The organism is Franzmannia pantelleriensis, from assembly GCF_900102875.1.
GTDB lineage: Bacteria > Pseudomonadota > Gammaproteobacteria > Pseudomonadales > Halomonadaceae > Franzmannia > Franzmannia pantelleriensis.
Genome location: NZ_FNGH01000002.1, coordinates 328,781 through 353,208, shown reverse-complemented (window position 1 = coordinate 353,208; position 24,428 = coordinate 328,781). Strand labels below are relative to the sequence as shown.

At 66.3% G+C, this 24,428-nt stretch carries 21 protein-coding genes and 1 riboswitch; of the genes, 12 read left to right on the top strand and 9 right to left on the bottom strand.

Features of this window, described 5'->3' with window-relative positions; all coding sequences use genetic code 11:
• Window positions 1–10: 10 nt before the first annotated feature.
• The 3 genes from BLT16_RS03645 to BLT16_RS03635 form a co-directional block, all read right to left on the bottom strand.
• A complete protein-coding gene (locus BLT16_RS03645; RefSeq protein WP_089657164.1) occupies window positions 11–1,504 on the bottom strand; it encodes an N-acetylmuramoyl-L-alanine amidase in 1,494 nt (497 codons plus the stop codon).
• 62 nt (window positions 1,505–1,566) lie between these two features.
• The gene (gene tsaE / locus BLT16_RS03640; RefSeq protein WP_089657163.1) at window positions 1,567–2,049 is read right to left on the bottom strand and encodes a tRNA (adenosine(37)-N6)-threonylcarbamoyltransferase complex ATPase subunit type 1 TsaE; all 483 of its coding nucleotides are present in this window, start codon (window positions 2,047–2,049) and stop codon (window positions 1,567–1,569) included.
• Complete coding sequence (locus tag BLT16_RS03635) at window positions 2,027–3,547, bottom strand: NAD(P)H-hydrate dehydratase (RefSeq protein WP_089657162.1); 1,521 nt, start codon at window positions 3,545–3,547, stop codon at window positions 2,027–2,029. The genes tsaE and BLT16_RS03635 overlap by 23 nt, the downstream gene beginning before the upstream one ends.
• A gap of 87 nt (window positions 3,548–3,634) precedes the next feature.
• Here BLT16_RS03635 and queG point away from each other — a divergent pair, with 87 nt between their 5' ends.
• The gene (gene queG / locus BLT16_RS03630) at window positions 3,635–4,738 is read left to right on the top strand and encodes a tRNA epoxyqueuosine(34) reductase QueG (protein WP_089657161.1); all 1,104 of its coding nucleotides are present in this window, start codon (window positions 3,635–3,637) and stop codon (window positions 4,736–4,738) included.
• Window positions 4,739–4,741: 3 nt separating this feature from the next.
• Here queG and orn read toward each other — a convergent pair whose 3' ends face one another.
• Window positions 4,742–5,311 (bottom strand): oligoribonuclease, encoded by a 570-nt coding sequence (gene orn, locus BLT16_RS03625; RefSeq protein WP_176817147.1) that lies wholly within the window; start codon window positions 5,309–5,311, stop codon window positions 4,742–4,744.
• A 54-nt stretch (window positions 5,312–5,365) separates the two neighbouring features.
• Between orn and rsgA the strand changes: the two genes are divergently transcribed.
• From rsgA to asd, 3 genes are all read left to right on the top strand, one after another.
• Window positions 5,366–6,394, top strand: coding sequence for a small ribosomal subunit biogenesis GTPase RsgA (gene rsgA, locus BLT16_RS03620; protein ID WP_089657160.1), 1,029 nt, complete (start codon window positions 5,366–5,368; stop codon window positions 6,392–6,394).
• 72 nt (window positions 6,395–6,466) lie between these two features.
• Window positions 6,467–7,297 carry a sulfurtransferase gene (locus tag BLT16_RS03615; RefSeq protein WP_089657159.1) on the top strand — a complete coding sequence of 277 codons (831 nt, stop codon included), beginning with the start codon at window positions 6,467–6,469 and terminating at the stop codon, window positions 7,295–7,297.
• 172 nt (window positions 7,298–7,469) lie between these two features.
• On the top strand, window positions 7,470–8,309 hold the full coding sequence (asd, locus tag BLT16_RS03610) for an archaetidylserine decarboxylase (protein WP_089657158.1): 840 nt from the start codon (window positions 7,470–7,472) through the stop codon (window positions 8,307–8,309).
• A gap of 95 nt (window positions 8,310–8,404) precedes the next feature.
• Here the strand turns inward: asd and epmA are convergent, their stop codons facing one another.
• Complete coding sequence (epmA, locus tag BLT16_RS03605; protein ID WP_089657157.1) at window positions 8,405–9,379, bottom strand: EF-P lysine aminoacylase EpmA; 975 nt, start codon at window positions 9,377–9,379, stop codon at window positions 8,405–8,407.
• 255 nt (window positions 9,380–9,634) lie between these two features.
• A complete protein-coding gene (gene efp / locus BLT16_RS03600) occupies window positions 9,635–10,201 on the bottom strand; it encodes an elongation factor P (protein WP_089657156.1) in 567 nt (188 codons plus the stop codon).
• Window positions 10,202–10,312: 111 nt separating this feature from the next.
• Here efp and epmB point away from each other — a divergent pair, with 111 nt between their 5' ends.
• The 8 genes from epmB to atzF all read left to right on the top strand — a co-directional run bounded on the left by epmB (window position 10,313) and on the right by atzF (window position 21,499).
• Window positions 10,313–11,353 carry an EF-P beta-lysylation protein EpmB gene (epmB, locus tag BLT16_RS03595; RefSeq protein WP_089657155.1) on the top strand — a complete coding sequence of 347 codons (1,041 nt, stop codon included), beginning with the start codon at window positions 10,313–10,315 and terminating at the stop codon, window positions 11,351–11,353.
• A gap of 231 nt (window positions 11,354–11,584) precedes the next feature.
• A riboswitch (guanidine-I (ykkC/yxkD leader) is annotated at window positions 11,585–11,737 on the top strand.
• Window positions 11,738–11,798: 61 nt separating this feature from the next.
• Window positions 11,799–12,887 carry a putative urea ABC transporter substrate-binding protein gene (locus BLT16_RS03590; RefSeq protein WP_089657285.1) on the top strand — a complete coding sequence of 363 codons (1,089 nt, stop codon included), beginning with the start codon at window positions 11,799–11,801 and terminating at the stop codon, window positions 12,885–12,887.
• 71 nt (window positions 12,888–12,958) lie between these two features.
• Window positions 12,959–13,786 carry an ABC transporter permease gene (locus tag BLT16_RS03585; protein ID WP_089657154.1) on the top strand — a complete coding sequence of 276 codons (828 nt, stop codon included), beginning with the start codon at window positions 12,959–12,961 and terminating at the stop codon, window positions 13,784–13,786.
• Window positions 13,783–14,577 (top strand): ABC transporter ATP-binding protein, encoded by a 795-nt coding sequence (locus BLT16_RS03580; protein WP_089657153.1) that lies wholly within the window; start codon window positions 13,783–13,785, stop codon window positions 14,575–14,577. Before BLT16_RS03585 ends, BLT16_RS03580 begins: the two co-directional genes overlap by 4 nt.
• The gene (locus BLT16_RS03575) at window positions 14,574–15,311 is read left to right on the top strand and encodes an urea amidolyase associated protein UAAP1 (protein ID WP_089657152.1); all 738 of its coding nucleotides are present in this window, start codon (window positions 14,574–14,576) and stop codon (window positions 15,309–15,311) included. Before BLT16_RS03580 ends, BLT16_RS03575 begins: the two co-directional genes overlap by 4 nt.
• 15 nt (window positions 15,312–15,326) lie before the next feature.
• A complete protein-coding gene (locus tag BLT16_RS03570; protein WP_089657151.1) occupies window positions 15,327–15,965 on the top strand; it encodes an urea amidolyase associated protein UAAP2 in 639 nt (212 codons plus the stop codon).
• Between the two features lie 87 nt (window positions 15,966–16,052).
• On the top strand, window positions 16,053–19,691 hold the full coding sequence (gene uca, locus BLT16_RS03565; RefSeq protein ID WP_089657150.1) for an urea carboxylase: 3,639 nt from the start codon (window positions 16,053–16,055) through the stop codon (window positions 19,689–19,691).
• Window positions 19,688–21,499 (top strand): allophanate hydrolase, encoded by a 1,812-nt coding sequence (atzF, locus tag BLT16_RS03560; RefSeq protein ID WP_089657149.1) that lies wholly within the window; start codon window positions 19,688–19,690, stop codon window positions 21,497–21,499. Before uca ends, atzF begins: the two co-directional genes overlap by 4 nt.
• Before the next feature lie 103 nt (window positions 21,500–21,602).
• Here atzF and BLT16_RS03555 read toward each other — a convergent pair whose 3' ends face one another.
• The 3 genes from BLT16_RS03555 to leuA form a co-directional block, all read right to left on the bottom strand.
• On the bottom strand, window positions 21,603–21,989 hold the full coding sequence (locus BLT16_RS03555) for a type II toxin-antitoxin system VapC family toxin (protein WP_089657148.1): 387 nt from the start codon (window positions 21,987–21,989) through the stop codon (window positions 21,603–21,605).
• A 1-nt stretch (window position 21,990) separates the two neighbouring features.
• Complete coding sequence (locus BLT16_RS03550; protein WP_089657147.1) at window positions 21,991–22,230, bottom strand: type II toxin-antitoxin system Phd/YefM family antitoxin; 240 nt, start codon at window positions 22,228–22,230, stop codon at window positions 21,991–21,993.
• A 292-nt stretch (window positions 22,231–22,522) separates the two neighbouring features.
• Entirely contained in the window at window positions 22,523–24,229 is a 1,707-nt protein-coding gene (leuA, locus tag BLT16_RS03545; RefSeq protein WP_089657146.1) for a 2-isopropylmalate synthase, read from the bottom strand.
• Window positions 24,230–24,428 lie beyond the last annotated feature (199 nt).

The window sequence follows — 24,428 nt, the reverse complement described above, 5'->3', positions numbered from 1 at the left end:
CGCAAGCGGTTCAGGAGCGCGGGATCTGCAGTACCTGTCCGACCCGGATCACGTCACCATTGATGTTATTGACCTGCCTGAGCTGGCTGAGCGGTACCTGATGGCGCGAGGCGATCTCCGACAGGGTGTCGCCGGGCTGGATGCGATACTCGTTGCTGCCGCCGCCGCGCCCCTGATCGCGCTGCCAGGCCAGCAGGCTGGCCGGCGGCGGATTGCGCTGGAAGTGCTCCTCGAGCCCCGCCATGATCGCCTCGGCCAGCTTGCGCTGGTGGCCGGCATCGTTGAGGCGCCGCTCTTCCTCGGGATTGGAGATAAAGCCTGCCTCGATCAACAGCGACGGAATGTCGGGAGAGGTCAGCACTCGGAAGCCGGCCTGCTCGACCCGCGACTTGTGCAGGCGGTTGACCTGACCGAGCTGATCGAGCACCTGGCCGCCAATCGACAGGGAGTCATTGAGGGTGGCGGTCATGGTCAGATCGAGCAGCACCCCGCGCAGCACTTCGTCTTTGTCGCGTAGCGACAGGTTGCCGTCGACGCCGCCGATCAGGTCGGCGCGGTTCTCGCTCTCGGCCAGCCATTGGGCGGTCTCGGAGGTGGCACCGCGCTGCGACAGGGCGTATACCGAGCTGCCCTGGGGGCGCGGGCTGGTAAAGGCATCGGCATGGATCGAGACGAAGAAATCGGCTTTCTGCTCGCGGGCGATTTGGGTGCGCTGACGCAGGCCAACATAGTAGTCGCCGTCGCGAATCATCACCGCGCGGAAGCCTTCCCTGCCGTCGACCAGCGACTGCAATCGCCGGCTGATGTCCATCACCACGTCCTTCTCGCGGGTCCCTCCGGGGCCGATGGCACCGGGGTCCTCGCCGCCGTGGCCGGGGTCGATGGCAATGATGATGTCGCGGCGCGGATGGGGCTGTGCCTGCTGAAGTGCAGCGGCAGCGTCGGCCTCGACTTCCGTGGCTCCACCATCATCGACGCTGGCCCGTCCGGCCGCGATCTCCTGTTCACGGATCATCGCCTCGATCGGATCGATGGGATTCTCTACCGCACTCTCGCCGGGATACTCGAGGTCGACCACCAGACGATGACCGTACTGATCGTTGGGCGGCAGGGTAAAATGACGCGGCTCAACCTTCCTTTCCAGGTCGAGCACGACCCGCAGGCCGCTGCCGTCGCGCACCCCGGTACGCAGCGAGCTGATCGCACTGCCGTCGAAGTCAAGACGCCCGGTGTCAGCCTGCATGCGACTGTCGTCGAGGTCGATCACCAGCCGATCAGGATTATCCAGGGTAAACACCGACGCCTCGGCGGGATTGGACAGATCGAATACCAGCCGCGAGTGGTCAGGCGCCGCCCAAAGCCGCACGTTGTCGATATCGGCGGCCTGGCCTGGAGCGACCAACAGCAGGCTCAGGCAAACCGCAAGCAGCAGCGTCAACGCCACCCTCAGCCCTTCCCGCCTGGGGGAAGAAGCGGCAGCCTGGCTCCCTGGCCACGGGGTCATTGGAGTGTCACTCGGATGCATCGACGAGTCTCGGCTTCGATCCAGGAAAACGCTGTTCACTTTCATTGAGGCTGACTATCCGCCAGCCAGGCGGGAGTTTCAAGACGCGCCAGCACCGCCTCCCCCAAGGAACTGCGGGCATGCAGCGTTACCCGACGCCCCATGTCCAGCACCTCGAGCTCGAGCACCAGGTCCGGCTCAGGCAGCCAGCCGACGCCGCGACTCGGCCACTCCACCAGGCTCAGGGCGCCCTCATCCAGCAGGTCACGGGCGCCGATGAACTCGAGCTCCTCAGGGTCGCCGAGGCGATAGAGGTCGAAATGGTTCACCTCTACATCGCCCAGGCGGTAGGGCTCTACCAGGGTATAGGTGGGGCTCTTGACCGCTCCCTGGTGGCCATAGGCACGCAGAATGCCGCGGGTCAGGGTGGTCTTGCCAGCGCCCAGCTCGCCCTCGAGATGCACCTGGCCGCGCCCCGCCAGTGCGCTCCCCAGCGCCGTGCCAAAGGCAACCTGGGCGTTTTCATCGGGCAGTGTCACGTACATCGCTCGTCCGCGGGTTAGCCAATCGTCGCGCATAGGATGCCAGATCGCCGGCCAGCAGACCACGCTCGCCGTCGCCCGCCGCGGCCAGGTCGGCGGCACGCGCATGCAGCACCACCCCGCACCGGGCCAACTCAGCGAGCTCGCTGCCACCACGACGACCAAACTGCGCCAAAAGAGACCCCAGGATGCCGCTCAGCGCATCCCCCATGCCGCCACCGGCCATGCCAGGATTGCCAAACGGGCAGACCGCCAGCTCGGCCTCGTTACCGATCAGGGACCCGGCCCCCTTGAGCACCCAGTGTCCGCCGTAGCGACGCGCTAGCGCGGCCAGTGCAGCCGGCCGGTCGCGCTGCACCTCGCCACCCGAGCAGCCCAGGAGTCTCGCCGCTTCGCCCGGATGCGGCGTAAGGATCCAGTCGTGGCGATACGGCGGTGTGGCCATGCCAGCCAAGAGATTGAGGGCGTCGGCGTCGACCACCAGCGGCTTGCCTGCCGCCAGCGCCGCCTGCCACATGGCTTGTCCCCAGGCCCCCTGCCCCAGCCCGGGCCCCACTACCAGGATGTCGGCCGCCTCAAGCAGTGACGCCAGGTCTGTAGGGCCGCGTACGCCGTGTACCATCACCTCCGGGCAGCGAGTGAGGCTGGCGGTGACGTGCTCGGGCGCAGTGGCCAGGCTGATCCGGCCGGCCCCCAACCGCGCCGCCGTCTCGCTGGCCAGCAGCGCCGCACCGCCGAATCCCGGCGCACCGCCGATCACCAGCAGGTGGCCGTGATCGCCCTTGTGGCTATCGCGGCGACGCGGGGCCAGCCACTCGTTGGGGCGGTCATCGAGCAGCCAGGCCGCCGGGGTTAGATCGGTGTGCTGTGAGGCTTCCACACCCAGCGTCAGCAGGCGATGCTCACCGACATGGGCCGCAGCGGCACCGGTGTGCAGGCCCAGCTTGTCGCCGATAAAAGTGGTGGTGAGTGTCGCCTCGACGGCGCAGCCGAGCACCGCCCCTGTATCCGCCGAGAGCCCCGAGGGAATATCCAACGCCAGCAGCGGCATAGCACTTGAGTTGAGCGCCTCGATAGCCTCGGCGAAGGGTTCACGCACCTCGCCACTGAGACCCGTGCCCAGCAGCGCATCCACCGCCACCTCGCCGGTAAGCCTCATATCGGCCGTCCAGGTTTGCGGCTGAAGCCCGGCGCGGCGTGCCATGGCCACGGCGAGACCAGCGTCACCCTCGAGACTATCGGGATCGCGCAGGGCGATCAGCTGCACGTCGAAGCCGTCGCACACCGCCAGCGCCGCCAGCACATAGCCGTCACCGGCGTTGTTGCCGGCACCGCACAGCACGCTCAGCCGGCGCGCCTCGGGCCAGCGCTGACGCAGGGCGTCGAAGGCGGCACTGGCGGCCTGCTGCATCAGGGCGAAGCCGTCGATGCCTGCAGCGATAGTGCGGCGGTCGAGTTCGCGCACCTGCTCGGCGCGGTACAGGGGGCGCAGGTGGGGCATAAGAACTCCTCAATGACGTGTTGTTGAGACTAGTATAAGGTGGTGCGCCCTTGGGCCCATCCACTCAGCCTCCATCGTCTTTCCATCATGTCCGAGACAACCTCCTCGCTTGCCCCTGCCGATCTGCAGGCACTGGCCGATGACATCAAGACCTGGGGCCGTGAACTGGGCTTTCAGCAGGTCGGCATCACCGATACCGATCTGGAACACCACGAGCGCTATCTCGAGCGCTGGCTGGCGGCAGGCCACCACGGCGAGATGAGCTTCATGGCCAAGCACGGCACCAAGCGCACCCGCCCCGCCGAGCTGGTGCCCGGCACCCTGCGGGTGATCAGCGCGCGCATGGACTATCTGCCGCCGGAGGTGGAAACCACCAAGACACTGGGACAACCGCAGATCGCTTATGTCTCGCGTTACGCCCTGGGCCGCGACTACCACAAGCTGATCCGCAAGCGCCTGGCGCAGCTGGCCAAGCAGATCGAGCAGCGCGTCGGCGCCTTCGGCTATCGCGCCTTCGTCGATTCGGCGCCGGTGATGGAGCGTGCCCTGGCGCAAAAGGCCGGGCTCGGCTGGTTCGGCAAGAACTCGATGCTGCTCAATCCCCAGGCCGGTTCGCTGTTCTTCATCGGCGAGCTGTATACCGACCTGCCACTGCCGGTTGACGAACCCTTCGCAAGCGAGCACTGCGGCAAGTGCGACGCCTGCCAGGTAGCCTGCCCTACCGGCGCTATCGTCGACGACAAGGTAGTCGACTCGCGGCGCTGCATCTCCTACCTGACCATCGAGCTGCACGGCGCGATTCCCGAGCAGTATCGCCGCGCCATGGGCAACCGCGTCTACGGCTGCGACGACTGCCAACTGGTGTGCCCCTTCACGCGCTTCACGCGGCTCTCCCGTGAAGACGACTTCGCGCCGCGCCACGATCTCGACCGCGCCTCCCTGCTACGGCTATTTAGCTGGAGCGAGGAGGAGTTCCTGAGCAATACCGAGGGCAGCGCCATTCGTCGTATCGGCTACCCGCGCTGGCTGCGTAATCTGGCGGTGGGACTTGGCAACGCGCCGCCCAGCGAGGCGGTGCGTGCCGCGCTGCGAGCGCGCCTCGCCTACCCCTCGGACCTGGTGCGCGAGCACGTGCGCTGGGCGCTGGCCGAGCAGGCGCAGAAGCAAGCCGCGCTGATCGCCGCGGAGTAATGCTTACTCAGGCAGTTTCAGGAACGTCTTGCGATAGTGGGCAAGCTCACCGATCGACTCCTTGATATCGTCCATCGCCAGGTGCACGTTGCGCTTTTCGAAGCCCTGGGTCGCCGCCGGATGCCAGCGCTTGGCCAGCTCCTTGAGGGTCGAGACATCCAGATTGCGGTAGTGGAAGAAGGCCAGCAGCTCGGGCATCTCCCGCTCCAGGAAGCGCCGATCCTGATGCACGCTGTTGCCGCACATCGGCGAGCTGCCGGGCGTCACGTAGCGCTGTAGAAACTCGAGGGTCTGGCGTTGCGCCTCGTCGGTACCGATCTGGCTCTCCTGGACCCGCTTGACCAGCCCGGACTCACCGTGGGTCTTCTGGTTCCAGGCGTCCATGCCCTCCAGCAGGCTGGCGTTCTGGTGTACCGCGATCACCGGCCCTTCGGCGATGACCTCGAGGTGGTTGTCGGTAATCAGCGTCGCCACTTCGATAATGCGCTCGCGGGCCGGGTCGAGCCCGGTCATCTCCAGGTCGATCCACACCAGCAGATCGTCGCGGGGGGCCTGGCCTTGATCATCCGCCATCAGGGGTCTCTCCTTGAGGTACAATGCCCGCATTGTACCTATCATTGGGGCACCATGAGCAAACGTAAGCTGACCCGCCAGCAGCGCTGGCGCATCGAGAAAATCCAGGCCGAGCGCGCCCAGCGTGCCGAGCGCCGCGACGCCCGTGATGGCGACCGCCTCGAGGCCGGCGAGTTCGGCCCCGAGCGTGCGGGCCGGGTGACCGCTCACTTCGGCCGCAGCCTCGACGTCGAAGCCGACGATGCAAGCGGCGAGCGCCAGCGGCATCGCTGCTACATGCGCGCCAACCTGGATGGCCTGGTCACCGGTGACCACGTGGTATGGCGCCAGGCCAACGACGCCAGCGGCGTGGTGGTGGCCCGTAGCGAACGCGATAGCGTGCTCGAGCGCCCCGACGCCCGCGGCCAGCTCAAGCCAGTGGCGGCCAACCTCGACCAGATCCTCATCGTGTTCGCTGCCGAGCCCGAGCCCCACGCCAACCTGATCGACCGCTACCTGGTCGCCGCCGAGGCCACCGGCATCGACCCAGTGCTGGTGCTCAACAAGGTCGACCTCTTGCCTGAACAGGGCGGAGAGCTGCGTGAGCTGCTGGGCCGCTATGAGGCGCTGGGTTACCCAGTGGTGCTGGCCAGCGCCAAGCAGGAGGGCGGCCTGGATGCCCTGCACCAGCGCCTGACCGGCCACACCTCGGTGTTCGTCGGCCAGAGCGGGGTCGGCAAGTCGTCGCTGATCGACCGACTGCTGCCCGACCATGCGCTGCGCATCGGCGCGCTGTCGGAAGACTCGCGCAAGGGCACCCATACCACCACCACCGCGATGCTCTATCACCTCCCCGCCGGTGGCGAGCTGATCGACTCGCCGGGCATCCGCGAGTTCGGCCTCACCCATCTCGACGCCGAGCAGGTCACCGAAGGCTTCATCGAGTTTCGTGACTATCTCGGCCGCTGCCGCTTTCGCGACTGCCGCCACCGCGAAGAGCCCGGCTGTGCGCTCCTGGCGGCCGTGGATCGCGGCGATATTCATCCGCAGCGCTTTGCCAGCTACCGTCGCATCCTCGCCTCGCTGGCGTCGGACGGCGAGTGAGGCGTCTCGCCGTGCGCGGTTCGACTGTGCCATGATCGCGGCATTGCCCACGCCAACCGCAAGGAGTCCCTGATGAACTCTGAAGCCAATCTCCTGCCCTTGATCGTCGAGCCTGAGCAGCTGGCCGAGCAGCTCGATGCACCCGAGCTATTAATCATCGACGTGCCGCTCAAGGCTGACAGTTACACCGAGGGTCATGTACCCGGCGCAGTATTTCTCGACCACCGCCGGCTGGTGCGCGGCAGCGGTGAGGTGCCCAACGATGTGCCCGACGTCGCGGCACTGTCGGCGCTGTTCTCGTCACTGGGACTGACCCGGGACACTCACGTGGTCGCCTACGATGACGAAGGCGGCGGCTGGGCCGGACGACTGCTGTGGACCCTGGAGCTGATCGGCCACACCCGCTACTCCTACCTCAACGGCGGCATACACGCCTGGCGCCAGGAGGGGCTCGAGGAGTCACGTGAGCCACATGCGCCAACGCCCAGCCACTATCAGGCAGAGATTCTGCGCCCCGAGGTCAATATTGATCTCGAGACGATCAAGGAGCGCCTGGGCGATCGTCAGTTTGCGGTATGGGACGCACGCTCACCCGAGGAGTACGCGGGAGAAAAGGGCCAGAACAAACACCTCGGGCACATTCCCGGCGCCGTCAATATGGAGTGGACCAGCGCCATGGATCCCGAGCGCGGCCTGCGCATCCGCGACTATGCCGAGCTGATCACCGAGCTCGAGGCGCTGGGGCTGACCCCCGACAAGGAAGTTATCACTCACTGTCAGGGCCACCATCGCAGCGGCCTGACCTGGCTGGTGGGCAAGGCACTGGGCTTCGAGAAGATCCGCGGCTATGCCGGCTCCTGGAAGGAGTGGGGCAACCGCGACGATACGCCGATAGAGAAGTAAGCTGGAAGCTGGAAGCTGGAAGCTGGAAGCTGGAATACAGCATGATGTCACCCGCGTTGAGCTCGTGGTTTTGCTTCCAACTTCTAGCTTAAGCCCGTGAAGCGGGCGCTCTTCCAGCTTCAAGACTGATACCACCGCCTCTACACCGATGCCTTAAGAGAGCCACCTCCACGTGCCCCTAACCAAGCTATTTGCCCTGATTCAATACCCGCTGCCCCATCATCTGATCTCGCGATTGGTGGGCAAGCTCGCCGAGACGCGTATCGGCTGGCTCAAGAACCTGCTGATCAAGGCGTTTATCCGCCGTTTCAAGGTCGATATGCGCCAGGCTGCCGAGCCCGATCCCAGCAGCTATGCCTGCTTCAATGATTTTTTCACCCGCGCCCTCAAGCCCGACGCCCGTCCGCTGGGCGAGGGACTGCTGTGCCCCGCCGACGGCACCCTGTCACAGTACGGTGTGACCCGCCACGGCACCCTGGTGCAGGCCAAGGGCCAGGCCTACTCGGTCACCAGCCTGCTGGGCGGCGACATGCAGCGCGCCGAGCCCTTTCGCCAGGGCAGCTTCGCCACCGTCTACCTCTCGCCACGCGACTACCACCGCGTGCACATGCCACTGACCGGCACCCTGCGCGAGATGGTCTATGTGCCGGGGCGCATCTTTTCCGTCAACCAGGCCACTGCCGACCACGTGCCGGCGCTGTTTGCCCGCAACGAGCGGCTGGTGTGCATCTTCGATACCGAGCACGGCCCCATGGCCATGGTGTTGGTGGGCGCGATGATCGTCGCCGCCATCGAAACGGTGTGGGCCGGCCAAATCACCCCGCTGGGCAACGAAGTGCAGTCGATCCGTTTCGACACCCCCATCACCCTGGAGCGCGGCGCCGAGATGGGCCGTTTCAAGCTCGGCTCGACGGTGGTGATGTGCTTCTCGGAGGAGATGCCCTTCGAAGCGCTCGCATTTGGCACTAGCGTGCAGATGGGGCAGTCACTCGGCGCGCTTAGCACCCCGTAGCGAGGGGCGCCGGGGACAGGTCGAAACGGGGGCTTTAGGCCTGTCGACGGATCAGCCCCGAGCGGTGAAGATCGCCTCACGCTTGAAGTACCGTGCTAGCAACGCGGCGTGGCGAAGGCCATCACCTCCGCCACGCTCTGCTTGCCCAGCGCCAGTTGCAGCAGTCGATCGAGACCCAGCGCCACGCCGCTGCCCACCGGCATGCCATGCGCCAGCGCCGCCAGCAGACGCGTGTCGACATCCACCTCGGGCCGGCCCAGCGCACGGCGCTGGGCATTGTCCTCGGCGAAGCGGGCGCTCTGCTCGTCGCCGTCGGTGAGTTCATCGTAGCCGTTGGCGAGTTCCAGGCCGGCCAGGTAGATCTCGAAGCGTGACGCCACCCACTCGCCGTCATCGGGATCGCGATGGCGACGCGCGAGCGCCGCCTGACTCGCCGGATAGTCGACCACTACATCAACGCCCTCACCGCCCAGTGTCGGCTCGATCACCAGGCTCATCAGCAGGTCGAGACAGTCATCGCGAGGGCTATCGCTCATATCCAGGCCGCCATGCTTGGTGGCGAGCCGCTGCAGTTCATCCAGCGCGACGCTAAACGGGTCGATCTCGAGTGCCTCGCGGAATAGCGTGCGGTAGCGACGCTGGCGCAGCGGGCCGGGGTCCTGCGGCAGCAGGTGGCGGATCAGCGCGTCGCACTCGGCAATCAGTTCAGCCAGCGAAAAGCCCGGGCGGTACCACTCGAGCATGGTGAATTCGATATTGTGGCGCCGCCCCACCTCGCCGTCGCGGAAGCTGCGCGCCAACTGGAAGATCGGCCCCGAGCCTGCGGCCAGCAGCCGCTTCATATGGAACTCCGGCGAGGTCTGCAGCCACAGCGTCTCGCGCCCAGCCGGGGTAATCGCCTGGGTCGACAGCGAGGCAAGGTGCACGTCGCTGCTGCCGCCGTGGCCGAGTACCGGGGTCTCCACCTCGAACACATCGCGCTCGGCAAAGAACGCCCGCAGCGCGGCGATCAGCCGGGCGCGGGCGCGCAACGTGGCGATCTCCGCGGTTGGCTGCCAGTCGGTTGCCATGACGAACTCCTCGAGAAACGACGAAGGCCACGCCGACAAACAGCATGGCCTTCGTGGGGGCAGTGCCGCGGCTTCCCCGGCAACGCATAGCGATGGGCGCTGGGGACAAGCCGAAGAGGAGGTTCTACGCCAGGGATGGCGTAGGTAGCGCTCAAGGACGATTTACAGCGCCTCCTCGCAGGCTTGTCCCCAGATCAGCCCCGAGCGATGGAAGCCTCACCCGAGACCGCCTGTCCCGGGCGCCGCTCTCAGCCGTTATGCCCTGGAGACATACTCGCCGCTGCGCGTATCGATCTTCAGCACTTCGCCCTGGTTGATGAACAGCGGCACACGTACCACGGCACCCGACGACAGCGTGGCCGGCTTGGAGCCGCCCTGGGCAGTATCACCCTTGAGGCCGGGATCGGTCTCGACGACCTCCAGCTCGATGAAGTTGGGCGGATTGACGTTGATCACCTTGTCGTCCCACAGGGTGATCGTATAGGCCACCTGCTCCTTGAGCCACTTCTCGGTATCGCCCAGGGCGCGCTTCTCGGCAGCGTACTGTTCGAAGGAGCCATCGGTCATCATGAAGTACCACATCTCGCCATCGGAGTAGAGGTACTCCATCTCCAATTCGAGGACGTCGGCCCCCTCCAGCGAATCGCCGGACTTGAAGGTGCGCTCCCAGACGCGGCCGGTCATCAGGTTGCGCAGCTTGACGCGACTGAAGGCCTGGCCCTTGCCCGGCTTGACGAATTCGTTCTCCACAATCGAGCAGGGGTCGCCGTCGAGCATGACCTTCAGACCGCCCTTGAATTCGCTGGTAGAATAGTTCGCCATGATGCCTCGCTGATGATGCTGGCGCCGTAAACCGGGACAGTCCGGATCACGCGCAAAGAAAATTGACGACGACAGGCTTTCCCCATCGCCTTGCCATGTTGAGTATCCCGCATGATAACCCGAAGCCCCGCCAAAGTGCAGACCAGCGGCCCACTGCTGGCCTCCGATGCCGACGAAAAGGCTAGCTGGCAGCGCCAGCTCTCGCAGGCGATTCGCAGCCCCGAGGCGCTGTGCCGCCGCCTGGGGCTCGCCCCCGCCTGGCTGCCTGGCGCCGCTCAGGGGCATGCGCTGTTCGAAGTGTGCGTGCCCGAGGCATATCTCGCGCGTATCACACCGGGTGATCCCCACGACCCGCTGCTGCGCCAAGTGCTACCGCTTGCCGCCGAAGGCGAGATGCCCGCAGGCTTCGTCAGCGACCCGCTGGCCGAGGCGGCGCATACCCCCCGTCGCGGACTGATCCACAAGTACGCCGGGCGGGTGTTGCTGATCGCCAGCCCGACCTGCGCCATCAACTGCCGCTACTGCTTCCGGCGCCACTTCCCCTACGACGCCAACGCGCCGTCCCGAGCGCAGTGGAAAGATAGCCTCAACTACCTGCGCGACGACTTGAGTCTGCACGAGGCGATCCTCTCCGGCGGCGATCCGCTGGCGGCCAGCGACCGCCAGCTCGCCTGGCTGGTCGGCGAGCTCGAGGCGATCCCCCATCTCAAGCGGCTGCGCATTCACACTCGGCTGCCGGCGGTGATCCCCGACCGGATAGACGACGCCCTGCTTGACTGGCTGGCGGCCTCGCGGCTGCAGAAGGTGGTGGTACTGCACATCAACCACGCCAACGAAATCGATGATGCGGTGGTGGCCGCCTGCCAGCGGCTCAAGGCGGCCGGCGCCACGCTGCTCAACCAGAGCGTACTGCTGCGCGGCGTCAACGACAGCGTCGATGCCCTGGCCGCGCTCTCCGAGCGGCTGTTCGAGGCCGGGGTGCTGCCCTACTACCTCCACGTGCTCGATCCGGTGGCCGGTGCCGCCCACTTCGACGTGCCCGATGGCGAGGCCCGCGAACTGGTCGCTGACCTGCGCAAGGTGCTGCCAGGCTTTCTGATGCCGCGTCTGGTACGCGAGATCCCCGGCGAGGCCAGCAAGACGCCGCTGTAGCGGGCCGAAACCGGGTACACGCGCGCCGCGGCGCACCATATCAATACATTCGGTGCGGTTTTTGCACCAACAGTAAGCGACGATGCCGCCGCTGCCTGACAACACGGGCAACCAGACACCTTCAAGCTGCTGTTTAGCCAACGATAAGCTCACACCAGGCATTCATCTTGCCTTGAACAGGGAGATACGGGGTATCGGCAGTGCATCATCGGCTGCCAGACAATTCAGTTTCCAATGGACGGCTAGGGTTCCGATCGCATCATTACTTACCCCGATGCGATGACTGGTCCGAGAGCTGTCGACCCGGCGCAATAGAGAAGGTGCTCGCAGGGGCACTCCACCTCGAGGCGCAAGGTTACACGGCGGGAGAAAAGCCCGGGAGGATAAGGTGCAGCAGGATGCGCCGATGCCCCCCGACATTTTCTCGAGCCCATTGGAGGCCACCATGTCCCAGCCACTGCGTCCCCGCTCCGCCAAGCGACTCCCCCTCGCCGCCGCCATCACCACCACGCTGATGGTCTCTGCCCTGAGTACCGCCCCCCTTCAGGCTCAGGAACGCGACCAGTTCAGCGTCTGCTGGTCGATCTATGCCGGCTGGATGCCCTGGGGCTATGCCGACGAGGCCGGCATCGTCGATCGCTGGGCCGAGCAGTACGGTATCGAGATCGACATCGTCCAGGTCAATGACTACGTCGAATCGATCAACCAGTTCACCTCCGGCAACGTCGACGGCTGCGCCATGACCAACATGGACGCCCTGACCATTCCCGCCGCCAGCGGCGTCGACTCCACCGCGCTGATCGTCGGCGACTACTCCGACGGCAACGACGGTGTGGTGCTGAAGAATGCCGACAGCCTTGAGGACATCGCCGGACGTGACGTCAACCTGGTGCAGTTCAGTGTCTCCCACTACCTGCTGGCACGGGCGCTCGACAGCGTCGGCATGAGTGAGCGCGACGTCTCCACCGTCAATACCGGCGACGCCGATATCGCCGGGCTGTTCGCCAGCCGCGACAGTATCGACGCGGTGGTGACCTGGAACCCCCAGCTCTCCACCGTGACCGAGCTCGAGGGCAGTACCCTGGCCTTCGATTCGAGCGAGATTCCCGGCGAGATCCTCGACCTGATGGTGGTCAATACCCAGACCCTGGCCGACTACCCCGAACTCGGCCACGCCCTGGTGGGCGCCTGGTACGAGACCATGGCGCTGATGGCAGAAGAGGATGAAGAAGCGCTCTCGCAGATGGCCGAGGCCGCCGGCACCGACCTTGCGGGCTATCGCGCCCAGCTCGACGCCACCTACCTCTACACCGATCCCGCCGAGGCCCTCGAGCTGATCGAGAGCGACGACCTGCTCGAGACCATGCAACGGGTCGCCGAGTTCAGCTTCGAACACGGCCTGCTCGGCGACATGGCGCCCAACCCCGGCGTAGTGGGAATCGAGACCCCACAGGGCGTATTCGGCGACGAGGGCAACATCAAGCTGCGCTTCGACCCGAGCTTCACCCAGGCCTATATCGACGCACAACAATAAGCCAACCGTCAGGAGTGAGCTGCCCCCAGTGGGCGGCTCGCTTGCCCCCCTTACCCTGACGTGGAGCCCTCATGAAACGCCTGATCAATCTCACCCCCTCCCGCGGTGGCCGCTGGCTGCTGGGCCTGCTGCCCTTCCTGGTCGTGGCGATGGTCTACCTGAGCCTCTCCAACGCGCGGCTCGCCGAGAATCCCAATGATCGGCTGTTGCCGGCCCCGGCGACCATGGCCAACACCTTCTACACCATGGCCAGCGAAGAGAATCAGCGCACCGGGCAGATCGTCCTCTGGGCGGATACCTTCGCCAGCCTCGAACGGCTGCTGATCGGGGTCGCCATCAGCGCGCTGATCGGCCTCAGCGTAGGGCTCATCAACGGTGGCCTGCCGCTGATCCGCGCCAAGTTCTCGCCACTGGTGACAGTGATCTCGCTGATTCCGCCCATGGCGATTCTGCCGATCCTGTTCATCGCCTTCGGCACCGGGGAGGCCGCCAAGATCGCGCTGATCGTGATCGGGGTGACGCCCTTCCTGATTCGCGACCTCCAGGGCCACGCCCTGCGCCTGCCCGACGAACAGCTGATCAAGGCCCAGACCCTGGGCGGCAACTCCTGGCAGGTGCTGACTCGGGTACTCCTGCCGCAGTTGACGCCGAGGCTGCTCAACGCCACTCGGCTGGCGCTGGGTACGGCCTGGCTGTTCCTGATTGCCGCCGAGGCCATCGCCGCCCAGGAGGGACTGGGCTATCGCATCTTCCTGGTGCGGCGCTACCTGTCGATGGATGTGATCCTGCCCTACGTGGCCTGGATCACCCTGCTGGCCTTCCTGCTCGACCAGCTGCTGGCGCGCACCTCGCGAATCGCCTTCCCCTGGTACCACGCCGAAGAGGGAGACAAGCCATGAGCCTGCTCGAAGCCAAGCGCCTGGAGAAGCACTACGGCGACCACGTCGTGCTCGAGCGACTCGACTTCCGCGTCGAGGCCGGCGATTTCGTTACCCTGGTGGGGGCCTCGGGCTGTGGCAAGACCACCTTCCTCAAGATGCTACTGGGCACCGAGCGCATCTCCCGCGGATCGCTCACCCTCGACCAGCGGCCGATCCCCGAAGAGCCGGGCCCGGACCGCGGCGTGGTATTCCAGAAGTATTCGGTGTTCCCCCACCTCACCGTGCTCGGCAACGTGATGATCGCCGAGGAGCTCAGCCAGTCGCGCTGGCTGGGCAAGAGTTTCGGCACCGCCCGTCGCCAGGCGCGGGACAAGGCCATGGCGCGTATCGAAGAAGTCGGCCTGGCCAACGCCCTCGGCAAGTACCCCCACGAGCTCTCCGGCGGTATGCAGCAGCGTCTGGCCATCGCCCAGGCGCTCATGATGCGTCCGCGTATCCTGCTGCTCGACGAGCCCTTCGGTGCCCTGGACCCGGGCATCCGTCAGGACATGCACGAGCTGATCCTGACCCTGTGGAAGGAGCAGCAGCTGACCATCTTCATGATCACCCACGACCTCAAGGAGGCCTTCGCGCTGGGAACCAGGCTGTGGGTGTTCGACAAGCTGCGCCACGACCCACAGGCCCCGGAGGCGTTCGGTGCCACCATCACCTATGACCTGCCGATCGGCGAGCGCCAGCCGCCGGCGGACCTGTCGGCCCGCCTCTCCGAGCGCGGCCTCAAGACCCTGACCCAGGAGACGCTGCTATGACACGCAACGCTGAGCCAAGCGACGCGCTCTATACCACCCACCTGCCCGGCGGCCACCACTGGTCGCTGCGCCTGCGCCGCGGCACCACCCTGACGCTGGCCGCCGGCGCGGCCAACGCCAATGTCGGCCTGCTCTGCTACAACCCCGAGAACCTGCTCGAGCGCCTCAATTTGCCCGACACCCTGAAGTGCCAGCACACCTTCAAGCTGACCCAGGGCCACTGCCTCTACTCCGACATGGGCCGCATCTTCGCCTCGATCATCCACGACGAGCTGGGCTGGCACGACAGCGTCGGCGGCAACCTGATGCGCCACCACCTGGTCGCCAAGGGCTGGCAGCCGGTGAGCTACCAGCAGGCCCACAACGACTGGACCCGCAGCGGCCACGACGCCTTTCTGGTGGAGCTGGCCAAGTATGGGCTGGGTCGCCGGGATCTCGCCGCCAATCTCAATCTCTTCTCGCGGGTGGAGAGCGACGCCGACGGCCAGCTGCGCTATGTGCCGGACCACTGCCAGGCCGGCGACAGCGTGACGCTGCGCTTCGAGATGGACACCCTGGTGCTACTGCACACCTGCCCCCATCCGCTCGACCCCAGCCCCGACTACCCACGCCGCGGCGTGGATATCCGCCTGGGCGTCGCAGCGCCGCCGGACGAGCACGACGTCTGCTACCGCTCGCGGCCCGAGAACGCCCGCGGCTTCGAGAACAACCGCCTCTACCACCTGGGCCTCTGAGGGAGGATGCACCGCATGATCATCGAAAGCACCCTGCGCCCCGACAACGCCGTGCGTCGCATCACGGTGGACGCCGGCGATCACTACATCGGCACCATTAAGGCCGGCCAGACCCTGCGCATCCTCGACCTGGAGGGCAACCAGGCCGCCGATACCCTGTTCTACAACGCCCACGACACCAGCGAGCGCTACAGCGCCATGGACACCCTGCGCGAACAGGGGGCGGTTTACCTGACGGCGGGCACCCGGCTGATCTCCAGTGAAGGCCGCACCATGCTGACCATCACCGCCGATACCTGTGGCCGCCACGACACCCTGGGCGGCGCCTGCGCCAGCGAGAGCAATACCGTGCGCTACGACCTCGAGAAGCGGCATATGCACTCCTGCCGCGACAACTGGATGCAGGCCATCGCCGACTATCCGGCGTACGGCCTGACCAAGCGCGACATCACCCACAACATCAACTTCTTCATGAACGTACCGGTAACCGCCGAGGGCGGGCTGACCTTCGAGGACGGCATCTCGGCCCCCGGCAAGTACGTGGAGATGGTCGCCGAGATGGACGTGATCGTGCTGCTCTCCAACTGCCCGCAGCTCAACAACCCCTGCAACGGCTACAACCCGACCCCCGTCGAGCTGCTGGTGTGGGACTAGTCACCTGCTGGCGTTGACCCCGGGGACGACCCCGGCGGCTATTTTCTCGGACGCGGGACGACCCGCACCGTTGATGGACAAGGCAATATGTTTAGCAAGGTTCTGATTGCCAATCGCGGCGCCATCGCCGCCCGCATCCTGCGCACCCTCAAGCGGCTCGGCGTCGGCTCGGTGGTGGTATACGCCGACGCCGATCGCGACGCGCCCTATGTCTACCAGGCCGATGAGGCCTACTCGCTGGGCGACGGCGCGGCCGCCGACACCTACCTGGATATCGACAAGCTGATCGCCATCGCCCGCGACAGCGGCGCCCAGGCGGTGCACCCCGGCTACGGCTTCCTCTCCGAGAACACTCGCTTCATCGACGCCTGCGAGGCCGCCGGGCTGGTATTCCTCGGGCCAACCGCCGAACAGATCCGCGGCTTCGGCCTCAAGCATGAGGCGCGGCTGCTCGCCGAGCGCGCCGAGGTGCCGCTGGTGCCCGGCTCCGGGCTGCTCGACGACGCCGAAACGGCCCTCGCCGAGGCCCAGCGCATCGGTTACCCGGTGATGCTCAAGTCCACCGCCGGCGGCGGCGGCATCGGCATGCAGGTCTGCCAGAATGCCGCTGAGCTATCGCGCGCCTTCGATTCGGTGCGCGGCCTCGGCGAGCGTAACTTCGGCGATGGCGGCGTCTTCGTCGAGGCCTATATCCCCCGCGCCCGTCACTTGGAGGTACAGCTGTTCGGCGACGGCCAGGGCCGGGTGGTGGCGCTTGGCGAGCGCGACTGCTCGACACAGCGCCGCCACCAAAAGGTGCTCGAGGAGTGCCCCGCCCCCGACCTGCCCGACAGCGTACGCCAGGCACTGCACGCCACCGCCGTTCGCCTCGGCGAGGCGGTGGCCTACCGCAGCGCCGGCACCGTGGAGTTCATCTACGACGCCCGGCGCCAGACCTTCTATTTCCTCGAGGTCAACACCCGGCTGCAGGTCGAGCACGGCGTCACCGAGGAGGTGTGGGGCGTGGATATCGTCGAGTGGATGGTGCGACTCGGCGCCGGCGAGCTGCCCGACCTGCTGGCGCTGAGCCGCGACCTGGCACCCCGCGGTCACGCCGTGCAGGCGCGGCTCTACGCCGAGGACCCGCTGCACGATTTCCGCCCCAGCGCCGGTCTGCTCACCGAGGTCAGCTTCCCCAGCGGGGCGGGCCTGCGCGTCGACGCCGCCATCGAGGCGGGCCTCGAGATCTCGGCGCTGTTCGACCCGATGCTGGCCAAGGTCATCGTTCACGCCGAAGACCGGGCGACGGCCTGCGCACAGCTGGCGGAGGCGCTGGATGCCGCTAGCGTCTACGGTATCGCCACCAACCGTCGCTGGCTCTCTCATGTGCTGCGTGACCCGCGCTTTCAGGGCGCCGAGATTCACACCCGCTGGCTGGCCGACCTCGACTGGGCGCCGCCGGTGATCGAGGTCATCGCCCCAGGGACCATGACCACGATTCAGGATCATCCGGGTCGCCAGGGCCACTGGGACGTGGGCGTGCCGCCCTCGGGACCGTTCGACGACTGGTCATTCCGGCTCGGCAACCGCCTGCTCGACAACCCCGCCAAGGCCGCCGGCCTGGAGATCACCCTTACCGGTCCCACGCTGCGCTTCCACCGCGCCACCCAGGTGGTACTCGCCGGCGCAGCTCTGCCCGCCACCCTCGACGGCGAACCGGTGGATGTCTGGCAGGTGCTCGATATCCCCCCCGGAGCCACCCTCAAGCTCGGCAAGGCCAGCGCCGGCGCCCGCGCCTACCTGCTGGTGCGCGGTGGCATCGACTGCCCGCAATACCTGGGCTCGCGCAGCACCTTTACCCTGGGGCAGTTCGGTGGCCATGGCGGTCGTGCCCTGCGCAGCGGCGATATGCTCGACCTGCCCGAGCTCGCCGCCATCGAGCCACGCCGCCTGGATCCCCAGCTGATACCCGCCCTCGGCAAGCAGGGGCGGACCTGGCAGATTGCGGTGCTCTACGGCCCCCACGGCGCCCCGGACTTCTTTACCAAGGGTGATATTGATGCGTTCTTCAATCACCACTGGGAAGTCCACTATAACTCCAGCCGCACCGGGGTGCGGCTGATCGGCCCGCGGCCCGAGTGGGCCCGGGCCGACGGCGGCGAGGCGGGGCTGCATCCGTCCAATATCCACGACAACGCCTACGCCTTCGGCACCATCGACTTCACCGGCGATATGCCGGTAATCCTGGGGCCGGACGGTCCGTCGCTGGGCGGCTTCGTCTGCCCGGCCACGGTGGTGCGCGCCGAGCGCTGGAAACTCGGCCAGTTGGCCGCGGGCGACAGGGTGCGCTTCGTCCCGGTGAGCCTGGCCACCGCGCGCCAGCTCGAGGCGCGCCAGCTGGCCCAGCTCGATAGCCTGACCGCGCAGCCAGACTCTATTCCCACCCCTACCCCTGCCCAAGCCACGGCCCTTACCGAGCAGCGCGACACCCCGCTGCTGCGCGACGTGCCCGCCGCAGAGGCCGGCGAGCGTATCCTCTATCGCCGCGCCGGGGACGACTTTCTGCTCATCGAGTTCGGCGCCATGGAGCTGGATATCGCCCTGCGCTTTCGGGTCCATGCCTGGATGCTGTGGCTCGACGAGCACCCGCTGCCGGGGCTGCGCGAGCTCACCCCTGGCATCCGCTCGCTGCAGGTGCACTACGAGCCACGCGAACTGGCCCTCGACGACCTGCTTGCCCACCTGACCCAGGCCGAGCGTGAGCTGCGCGACGTCGAGACCCTGGAGGTCGAGTCGCGGGTCGTGCACCTGCCGCTATCCTGGGACGATCCGGCCTGCCATGAGGCCATCGACAAGTATCAGCGCTCGGTGCGCCCGGACGCCCCCTGGTGCCCCAGCAACCTGGACTTCATCCGCCGCATCAACGGCCTCGAGCACCAGCGCGAGGTGCGCGATATCGTCTTCGATGCCCGCTACCTGGTGATGGGGCTGGGGGACGTCTATCTGGGGGCGCCGGTAGCCACCCCACTGGACCCGCGCCAGCGCCTGGTCACCACCAAGTACAACCCGGCGCGCACCTGGACCGCGGAGAACTCGGTGGGCATCGGTGGCGCCTACCTCTGCGTCTATGGCATGGAGGGGCCCGGCGGCTACCAGTTCGTCGGCCGCACCCTGCAGATGTGGAACCGCTACCGGGTCACCGAGCATTTCGCCCAGCCCTGGCTGCTACGCTTCTTCGACCAGCTGCGCTTCTTCGAGGTCAGCCACGAGGAACTCGCCCAGATCCGCCGCGATTTCCCTCACGGCCGCTATCCCCTCGAGGTCGAGACCACCCGCTTCAAGCTCGCCGACTACCAGGCCGAGCTGGAGCGCCAAGCGGGGGCCATCGCCCGCTTCCGTGAGCGGCGCGAAACCGCCTTCCAGGCGGAGATGGCCGAGTGGCGCGCCAACGGCCAGTTCACCTTCGAGGACCAGGCCCCGCAGGCGGCCGACGCCGCCGAACTCGCCGACCATGAGCTGGGCGTCGACAGCCCGGTGACCGGCAGCCTGTGGAAGCTGCTGGTCGCCGAGGGCGACGAGGTCGATGCCGGCCAGGCGGTGGCCCTGGTGGAGTCGATGAAGATGGAAGTCGAGATCAGCGCCACCGAGGCGGGGCGCGTGACGCGCCTGCCCTTGAAGGAGGGCGCCTCGGTAGCCCCGGGCCAGCCCATCGTGATTCTGCAACCCGCAGAGGAGAAGACGGCATGACCACTCCCCTCACCATTGCCAGCCTGCATGCCGCCTATCGCCAGGGCGAGCTGACACCCCGTGCGCTGGTCGAGCAGCTGCTCGGCGACGCCGATGCACGCGGCCATGACCCCGCCTGGATCACCCGCCTCGATCGCGATCAGCTCGAACCCTATCTGGCGCGCCTCGCAGGGGAATCCCCCGACAGCCTGCCGCTGTTCGGCATCCCCTTCGCCATCAAGGACAATATCGACCTGGCCGGGGTACCGACCAGCGCCGGCTGCCCCGCCTTCGCCTATACCCCCGAGGAGAGCGCCTTCGTCGTCCAGCGGCTGATCGACGCCGGCGCCCTGCCGCTGGGCAAGACCAACCTCGATCAGTTCGCTACCGGGCTGGTCGGCGAGCGTGCCCCGGCGGCGTACGGGGTGCCGGCCAACGCCTTCGACGCCGCCTATATCCCCGGCGGCTCCAGCAGCGGCTCGGCGGTGACCACCGCCGCCGGCCAGGTGAGCTTCGCCCTGGGCACCGACACCGCCGGCTCCGGCCGGGTGCCGGCCTGTTTCCACAACCTGTTCGGCGTCAAGCCGAGTCTCGGGCTGCTCAGCACCCGCGGCGTGGTGCCGGCCTGTGCCACCCTCGACACCATCAGCCTGTTTACCCTCACTGCCGATGACGCCGCAGCGGTGCTCGAGATCGGTGCGGCCTTCGACCCGCACTGTGCGTGGTCGCGACGCCACGACTTCGCGGTCCACGGCAAGGCCTACGGCGAGGCCCCGGCGCGCTTCCGCTTCGGCGTGCCACAGGAGCACCAGTGGCAGACCGATGCCGCCTACAGCGCCGCCATGCATGCCGCCATCGCCCAACTGGAGGCGCTGGGGGGCGAGAGGGTCGAACTCGACTGCAGCCCGCTGCTGGCCGCCGCTCGCCTGCTCTACGAAGGGCCCTGGGTGGCCGAGCGCTACCACGCCATCCGTGACCTGCTCGAACGCGATCCACAGGCGGTGCACCCGGTGACCCGCGAGATCACCCTGGGCGGCGCCACGCCGCTGGCCGTGGACGCCTTCGACGCCCGCTATCAGTTGGCCGAGTATCAGCGCCAGGCCGATGCGCTGATCGCCAAGGTGGATGTGATGCTTTCACCTACCACCGTGACCCACCCCAGCAAGGCCGAGGTGGCCGCCGATCCCATCGGCGTCAACTCGCGGCTGGGCACCTGGACCAACTTCATGAATCTGCTCGACTACAGCGCGCTGGCAGTGCCGGTCGGCTTTGCTGACAGTGGCCTGCCCGTGGGGGTAACGCTGTTCGGCCCGACCTACGCCGACCTTGACCTGCTCAGCCTGGGCCGCGCCCTTGAGCAGCGACTCGGCCTGCCGCTGGGCGCCACCGGCCTCTCCCGCCCGACGCTGCCGCCCCTTCCCCCGGCCCGTAACGGCACCCTGGAGCTGGTGGTGTGTGGCGCACACCTCGACGGCCTGCCGCTCAATCATCAGCTCACCGAGCGCGGCGGCGTGCTGGTCGAAGCAACGACCAGCGCCCCGCGCTACCGCCTATACGCGCTGGCCGGTGGGCCGCCGGCACGCCCGGCCATGACTCGCGATGCCGACAGCGGCGCCGCCATCGAGGTGGAAGTGTGGCGCCTGCCGGTCGAGAGCGTGGGGAGTTTCCTTGCCGGGATTCCCGCGCCACTGGGGCTGGGTCAGGTGGAGCTCGCCAGCGGCGAGTGGAAGAGTGGTTTCATCTGCAGCGCCGGGGCCCTAGATGAGGGCGGCGAGGCGACCGATGTGACCGCCTACGGCGGCTGGCGCAAGTGGCTGCAGCAGCGCTAGCCGGCTTATTCGGTTCACGCGAAGGCCTCACTGGGGTGGGGCCTTAGGCGCTCCCCTAACACCCGGCAGTTGGACCTTGAAGCAGCAACCTAGCAGTGAATACCTATACTTTTCTGATCGGGCCAGTGTACTGGGCAACCAGTTCATCCGCAGTAAGCAACAAAAAGCCTTCAGCTTCCGCCTGGGCAATCAAAATCCGATCAAACGGGTCTCTATGTATCGCCGGCAGATGCGCGACGTGGAGAGTGTGTAGTGAACTGATGGGGAGCTCCAGATAGCCGTTATCGACCAATCCTCGACGCAGCAAGTGCGGATCAACATGAAAATCTGGGCGTTGCAGACGGTTCTTGATCACAATCTCCCAGATACTGGCGGCACTAAAGTAGAGTCTGTTGGCATCCTCATTGATCAAGGATAGCGCGTCCTGCGACAACTTTTCTGGCTCTGCCGCCGCCCAGAGTAATACATGGGTGTCCAGAAGCAGATTCACATCAACCACCAAACATGTCGGCTACTTCATCTTGCCCCATCCGATCAAAGTCACTGGGTACTGAAAATTGCCCCACGAGAAACCCCAGGCGCTTCTGCTGACCAAGCGCAGGACTGTCAATGGCCATCACCCGCGCCATCGGCTTCCCCGCTTTGGCAATGATGAACCCCTCACCTTCGGCAGCCCGTGCGACTAACTGCGACAAGCGCGTTTTGGCTTCATGTATGTTGACAGATTCCATATCACCTCCGCACAAAGCTTAGTCCACAGAACTTAGTTTACTCCATACAACGCTTTCTTCAACTCTCCTGCATTCTCAACGCCGCTACTTCGCCTGTTTATTTGCATGCTGAGATCACCAGCGGCTAGCTGTGTTGAGGCGCGACCGGAGCAGCGGCATCAGCAGCCATAGCAGAGGCGCAAGTAGCCATCGATACCTCCAGCGCGCGATGACCAAGAGAGGGAAGAGCACAGCAAACCAGATCAGAAACTGGCCCAGCCTGGCCTCCCCCCTCCCGGTTCGACGCCCTGACTTATGCCAGGCTATCGGCGGTCACATTGGGTGCAGGCGCCTGGGTCGAGCGATGGCGGTTGATGGCGCTGATCACCGCCTTCATCGAGGCGCTGGTAATACTCTCGTCGATGCCAACACCGAACACTGCCTCTTCACCAAGTCGCACCTCGACGTAGGCCACCGCCTCGGCATCCGAGCCCTGGCCACGGGAGTGCTCGTGGTAGTCGATGATCTCGGCGTCGACGCCGTGGGCCGCCAAGGCTTTGATGAAAGCCGCCAGCGGGCCGTTGCCGGCACCGGTGATGGTATGGCGCTGGCCGTCCTGATCGATGGCGGCTTCGAGCGATACCCGCGGGCTGTCGGCCTCCGACGAGAGTCGATGATTGATCAGCGCCAGCGGCGAGGTCTGGTCGAGGTACTCGTCGGCAAAGGCCTGGAAGATCATCTGCGAGGTGATCTCCTTGCTGGTGCGCTCGGCGACCTCCTGGACCACATGGCTGAACTCGATCGACAGCCGGCGCGGCAGCTCGATGCCGTGCTCCTGCTCGAGCAGGTAGGAGACCCCGCCCTTGCCCGACTGGCTGTTGACGCGGATCACCGCTTCATAGCTACGCCCCACGTCGAGCGGATCAATGGGCAGGTAGGGAACATCCCATACCGCCTCGGGGTGGCTGCGTCGCTCGGCCATGCCCTTCTTGATGGCATCCTGGTGAGAACCGGAGAACGCGGTGAACACCAGGTCACCGACATAGGGATGCCGCGGATGCACCGGCAGCTGGTTGCAGTACTCCACCTCGCGCATGATCGGCGTGATATTGGAGAAGTCGAGGCCCGGGTGCACGCCCTGGGTGTAGAGGTTCATGGCCAGGGTCACGATATCCACGTTGCCGGTACGTTCGCCGTTGCCGAACAGCGTGCCCTCGACGCGATCAGCCCCCGCCATCACCGCCAGCTCGGCCGCCGCCACGCCGGTGCCACGGTCGTTGTGCGGGTGGACGCTGACGATCAGCCGGTCGCGATGGTTGATGTTGCGGCAGAACCACTCGATCTGGTCGGCATAGTTGTTGGGCGTGGCGACCTCCACCGTGGCCGGCAGGTTGACGATCATCGGTTTGTCGGCGGTGGCCCCGTAGGTCGCCATCACCGCTTCGACGATCTCCACGGCGAAATCCATCTCGGTGGAGGTGAACAGCTCCGGCGAGTACTGGAAAGTCCAGTTGGTCTCGGGGCGCGCCGCCATCAGATCACGAATCTGCGCGGTGGCGTCACAGGCGATCTTGATGCACTCCGTCTTGTCGACGTTGAATACCACGCGGCGGAACATCGGATCGGTGGCGTTGTAGACGTGCACGATGGCGTTCTTGGCGCCCTGGAGCGACTCGAAGGTGCGCTCGATCAGATGCGGCCGCGCCTGGGTCAGCACCTGGATGGTGACGTCGTCCGGCACCAGGTCCTGCTCGATCAGCTCGCGCACATAGTCGAAGTCAATCTGCGAGGCCGAGGGAAAGCCTACCTCGATCTGCTTGAAGCCGAGCTCTACCAGCATTGAGAAGAAGCGCCGCTTGCGCTCCATGTCCATGGGGTCGATCAGCGCCTGGTTACCGTCGCGCATGTCGACACTGCACCAGATCGGCGGCGTTTCGATCCGTTGGCTGGGCCACTGACGGTCGGGCAGATCGACGGCGACGAAGGGACGGTATTTGACTGACGGGTCGGTGAGCATCATGGCGTGATCTCCAGGGCGTGGGAACGAGGCATCGAGAAACGAAAACGCCCCGAGCGCAGCGGGCGCGTCGGGGCGGGGTCGGTCGTGTCGCAGCCGCGCACGGTGGCGGAAGCGACGTTACGGCGAGCGACGAAGCACTCGACGTGATAGATGGCATGTATGGCTGCGTCAGCAGTAATGCGGTAGTGAGACATTTCAA